The organism is Mesorhizobium sp. M7A.F.Ca.CA.002.05.1.1 (assembly GCF_003998335.1).
GTDB lineage: Bacteria > Pseudomonadota > Alphaproteobacteria > Rhizobiales > Rhizobiaceae > Mesorhizobium.
Genome location: NZ_RZQI01000490.1, coordinates 1 through 4,497 on the forward strand (window position 1 = coordinate 1; position 4,497 = coordinate 4,497).

3 protein-coding genes and 1 pseudogene are annotated in these 4,497 nt (G+C 62.1%); 1 reads left to right on the plus strand and 3 read right to left on the minus strand.

Annotated elements, in window-relative coordinates; all coding sequences use genetic code 11:
- Window positions 1–255, minus strand: a pseudogene (locus EN939_RS22275) (ABC transporter substrate-binding protein); the annotation flags it as partial.
- A 128-nt stretch (window positions 256–383) separates the two neighbouring features.
- Here EN939_RS22275 and EN939_RS22280 point away from each other — a divergent pair.
- Window positions 384–1,283, plus strand: coding sequence for a LysR family transcriptional regulator (locus EN939_RS22280; RefSeq protein WP_127269708.1), 900 nt, complete (start codon window positions 384–386; stop codon window positions 1,281–1,283).
- An 89-nt stretch (window positions 1,284–1,372) separates the two neighbouring features.
- On the opposite strand, the gene EN939_RS22285 is transcribed toward EN939_RS22280, so the two are convergent.
- A complete protein-coding gene (locus EN939_RS22285) occupies window positions 1,373–2,245 on the minus strand; it encodes a phytanoyl-CoA dioxygenase family protein (protein WP_236382848.1) in 873 nt (290 codons plus the stop codon).
- Between the two features lie 168 nt (window positions 2,246–2,413).
- Window positions 2,414–4,497, minus strand: a 2,084-nt coding sequence (locus EN939_RS22290; protein ID WP_127269712.1) for an O-antigen ligase family protein, incomplete at its 5' end; no start/stop codon positions are given.

Sequence of the window (4,497 nt, forward strand, 5' to 3'; positions counted from 1 at the left end):
CATCTGCGAAGCCTTGAACTTGCGCGGGTCTTCCAGCTCCATCACCTGCATGGCAACACGCACCACGCCGCCCTTCCTGGGTTGGACGGCTTCCTCGGCTCGCGCCGGGACCGGCTGACCGATGAGCCCGTAGGCAATCGCCGTGCTGGCGCCGAAGGCGCTGGCCAGCGCCAGGAACTCGCGGCGGCCAAGCGCGCCGCTCTTTGCGCCTTTCGCAAATGTGCCGATCGCGGGATGAAGAGGTCTGGATGTCATATCGGTTCTCCCATTGTTGATTTTACGCCCAAATTCGGTGGAATGCCCTTGCCGCGTCGTTGCTGGGCGCTGTTTTCTACAGGACGCAGCCGATGGCGGCGGGGCCGCGACGGCGAGGGGAAGGCAAGATGAATATTCTGACGGCGATGCGGGTGTTCGATCGGGTTTGCCTGCTGGGCAGCCTGTCGGCGGCGGCGCGCGATCTCAACATGTCGACGACGGCCGTCAGCCGCACCATCAAGGAACTGGAAGACGACCTTGGCGTCCGGCTCATCAATCGCACCACAAGGCGTCTCAGCCTCACCGAGGCGGGCCGCGACTATGCTCCGCGTGCGCGCAGCCTGCTCGACGACATATCCGAACTGCAGGATTCGACGCGCGGCCTGCACAAGGAGACGCGCGGCCTGATCCGGGTTTCCTGCTCCAATGTTCTGGGCCACACGCGCATAACCAAGTTGGTGCCGAAATTCCTCGAAGAAAACCCGCTCACCACGATCGAGTTCGACCTCACCGCGCGTTATGTCGTCGGCATTGTCGAGGAAGGCTACGATGTGGCCATCCGCTTCGGCGGTCAGGCGGATTCCGCCCTGATTGCCCGCCGGCTTGGTGACGTCCGCAATTATGTCTGCGCTACGCCCGATTATTGGGATGCAAACGGCCGTCCGGTCCACCCGGATGAGCTGGCAAGCCATTCCTGCGTGCTGAGCAATTTCGCCAAGCGCCTTGGCACGTGGCCATTCATCGGACCCGACGGCCCTTTCGATGCGGCTATCGGGGGGCGGATCTCGACCAACAGCGTCGAGGCCGCCTACCAGATGACCACCGCCGGTTTCGGCATCGGCAACCTGCCCAGCCTGCTGGTCGACGCTGCGATCAGGGACGGCCGGCTGGAAGTGCAGCTGGATGAGTTTCGCCCCGGCTCCAGCCCGATCTACGCGCTCTATCCGCACCGCACCTATATTGCGGCCAAGGTGCGCGCGTTCGTCGATTTCCTGATCCGCGAACTGTCGGCCGACTTCACCGCCTGAAATGCTGCCCGATTGTCCATGGCCAACGCCGTCAGGGGCCTGGCGCGAACGCCAGGCCCCCTCTGCCCCCGTCGCCCGACGCGGCAGCGTCATTTCCACCAGGCGGTGGTGTCGTACATCGGTCCCGGCTCCTCGAAGAGCTTTTCGTATTTGCACAGTGCCGGCGTCTTGCCGAGCGGCACCGAAACGCCGTCCCTGAACGCCCATTCGCCACGTTGCGTCGTATCGGCCCGCACATAGCTGGACAGCGCAAAGGCCCGGTCGTGCTGCGATTTGTTGGGCGAGGAGCCGTGCACGGTAAGCAGCCCCCATAAAGCAAGGTCGCCCGGCTCTAGCACCAGCGGAACGATGGTCGCCGGGTCGATGCCGACTTTGCGCAACTCTTCTTCGGCGGTCAGGCCCTTCATCAGCTCGCCGGTTCCCTCGTCCGACAGGCCGAGATAGCCGAGCTTGTGGCTGCCGGGCACGACCTGAAGGCAGCCATTGTCCAGCGTCGCCCGATCGACCGCGAGGCCTGTTGTCACGGTGGCGTCGGCGACATTGTCGAAGGCCGCCTGGTTACGGAAGCGCAAATCCTGGTGGAAGCGATAACCCGTGACATTGGCGCCGGGCGGCTTCCAGTGCAGCTGTTGGGCGATCTGCCTTATGTCACGGCCGATCAGGCTCTCGAGCAGCTTCAGATAGTCGGGATTGCGGCGGAATTCTTCGAAATAGGAATTGATCCAGGAAAACCAGTAAGCCTGCAGCACATAGCGTTGGCCAAAGTCCGATTCAGGCAGGATCTGGAAATTCAGGTTGCCGTGCCGGAAGGTGGCGTGATGCTTGAGGCCTTCGGCATAGACCGCATCGGTTTCCTTCTTCAGCCGGATCATCTCGTCGCCGTCGACGAATTGTCGAACGACCGCGTATCCTTCCTCGCGGTACTGCTCCACCGCCTCGCGTGCCTGCCTGTCCGTCAGCATGTCCGTGACAACCCCTGTCTGTGATCCGTGTCGATCGTAACGAAGGGGTTGCCGGCGATAAGCCATCGATTTTGGCATCGACTTTCCCGATTATCGGGAAATTGAGCGGGGCGTCAAAGGTGGATTGGTCGCAATCGGCTGGTCAGATACGTGCTGCGCCGGCAGGCCCTAAAAATAGGTCCGCGGCGCGACAAGGTTCTTCTGCTGGCGAACATAAAAACAATAGAAGCCGAACGCTGCGGCAAACCACATGAAGGCCTCGCCCATGGCCAGCCGGTTGTTGGAATTGGTGAGGATGGTTAGGGCGAAGAAGACCAGTGTGGAGATGTAGCAGGACCATGCGGCCGGAGCGACGAGCTTGGCTCGCATGGCCAGCAGAACCTGCCTGGCCGACCAGGTGTAGAGAAAGGCAAAGAACGCCAGTCCGACCACCCCATAACGCACGGCAATCTCCAGATAACCATTGTGGAAGACATTGAAGATCATGGGATGATAGGTTCTGCTCTGCCATTCGGTCAGCCAGCTGGAACTGGCTCCGAAGATCGGGTGGCGCTTCCAGATATTGATCGCATCCGCCCACAGCATCAGCCTTTCCTTGGCTGCAAGCGGAACCGCGTCGCTCGCGATGGCGCGGTCGAAGGCGGGGAGGACCCCATGCCTGAACACATCCGGAACCAAGGTTTTGACGAATGCCATGGTATCGTCGGCGGTGGACGAGAAGATGTTGTGTGCCGCGACAATGCCGGCCGCCACGATCACCAGCACGCCACCCGAAACCAACAGTTCGCGGCGATGGCCTCTCGCCAGGGTCATGACCGCCAACAAGAGCAGAGCGAGCGCAAGCGCAAGCCACACTCCCTTTGAGCGCATCTCGATGATATTGACGAGGGCAAGCAGCAGGACGGCTGTCGACAGGGCCCAATGCAGGTTCTTGGTTGCTTTTCCGAGGTCCGTTCTCTGCGCCGAGTAGGCCATGAATTGCAGCGTGCAGAGGAAGATGAAACCGGCCGCCACCGACGCGTGGATGGGATTGTTGAAAAGCCACGGGGCAGGTTGGACGCCTTGAAACATGTCCGAATAGAAGGTGTCCGCCGCTAGGAAGACGAGACTGAGGATCATGAACCAGAGCACGAGCCGTGCGGGTTGCCTGACAAACAGCAGAAACGCGAAGCCGGTCGTCGCGTAGAACAGCGGAAACATGTAAATGCCTTCGGCGCCACCCAACTGGTGGGTGCCGAAATAGACGATCGCCAGTCGGATGAAGACGTAGAGCGACCAGCCCAGACACAGGAAGCCGACCCAACCGATCAGCGGTTTGCTGTAGGTCCACAAGTCCACTCTGAACCAGCGGATGACCGCGACCAGGGCCAGCGCCAGGCCCGCATAGCGGTAGGTGTCGGCCTCGCGCCACACCGCGGAGACCAAAGCGAGAATGGCGAGTGCCGCAAGCAACAGAAGCAAGGTGTGGCGCGGCGCGTTGTCCTTGGCATCATCCAGGGCATCTCGCGGCAGAGGGGGCGGCAGCAGGACGTGATGCAGGCGGCGCAGTTCGTCGCTGGCCCGTAACACCCCGGCACGTAGCCGGCTCGGCCCGCCCAGCCTTGCGGATTTGTAGCTTCCCGAGGGACCGGCTATGCCCGAGATCCCACTGCTGGCGGCGAAGCCAAGCACGTTTTGGCGGACCGAATAGACTTTCAGGCCAGTATCCCAAAAGCGCTCGAGCGCGACGTCCCATGGCATTTTCATTACGGCGAGCGCCGACAACAGACCCTGCGCGCCCTCTCGCGTCACCAGATAGGCGGCGGCCGAGCCTTGCGGGCCATGCAGCGCACGACCGATCTCATCGCCTTCCGCCGTCTCGACCGCGCGCATGAAGAAGCTCATGCGATGGTTGGTCAGCTTGATGACATCGAAATCCGGCACCGCCGCGATGATGGCCTCGATGCGCCGCATGGTGCTTTCGCTGAAGAGGACGTCGTCCTCGACAATCAGGCCATGGGCGCTGCCACCGGCCAGGAACGTTTCCAGCGCCCGGATATGGCTGCGGTAACAGGCATATTCGCCCGAAAGGATGTCGCGCCCGCTCAGCTTGCGCGCGGCTGGAAGATCGATCTCCGTCCAGGCCTCTTTGGCAAGCGCATGGCCGTCGACGGCGGCAATGCGCTGCAAGGTCAGTCCCGCCGCTTCGGCGCTGGCGAGCAATTCGCTCCAGCGCTGGGTCTCGCGATCGAGGTTGATGGCGAAGATAGGGA

What these genes read in the sequence shown, in the direction of transcription:
- EN939_RS22280 (WP_127269708.1), top strand. Translation starts at nt 384, where the DNA reads ATGAATATTCTGACGGCGATGCGGGTGTTCGATCGGGTTTGCCTGCTG.
- EN939_RS22285 (WP_236382848.1), bottom strand. Translation starts at nt 2,245, where the DNA reads ATGCTGACGGACAGGCAGGCACGCGAGGCGGTGGAGCAGTACCGCGAG.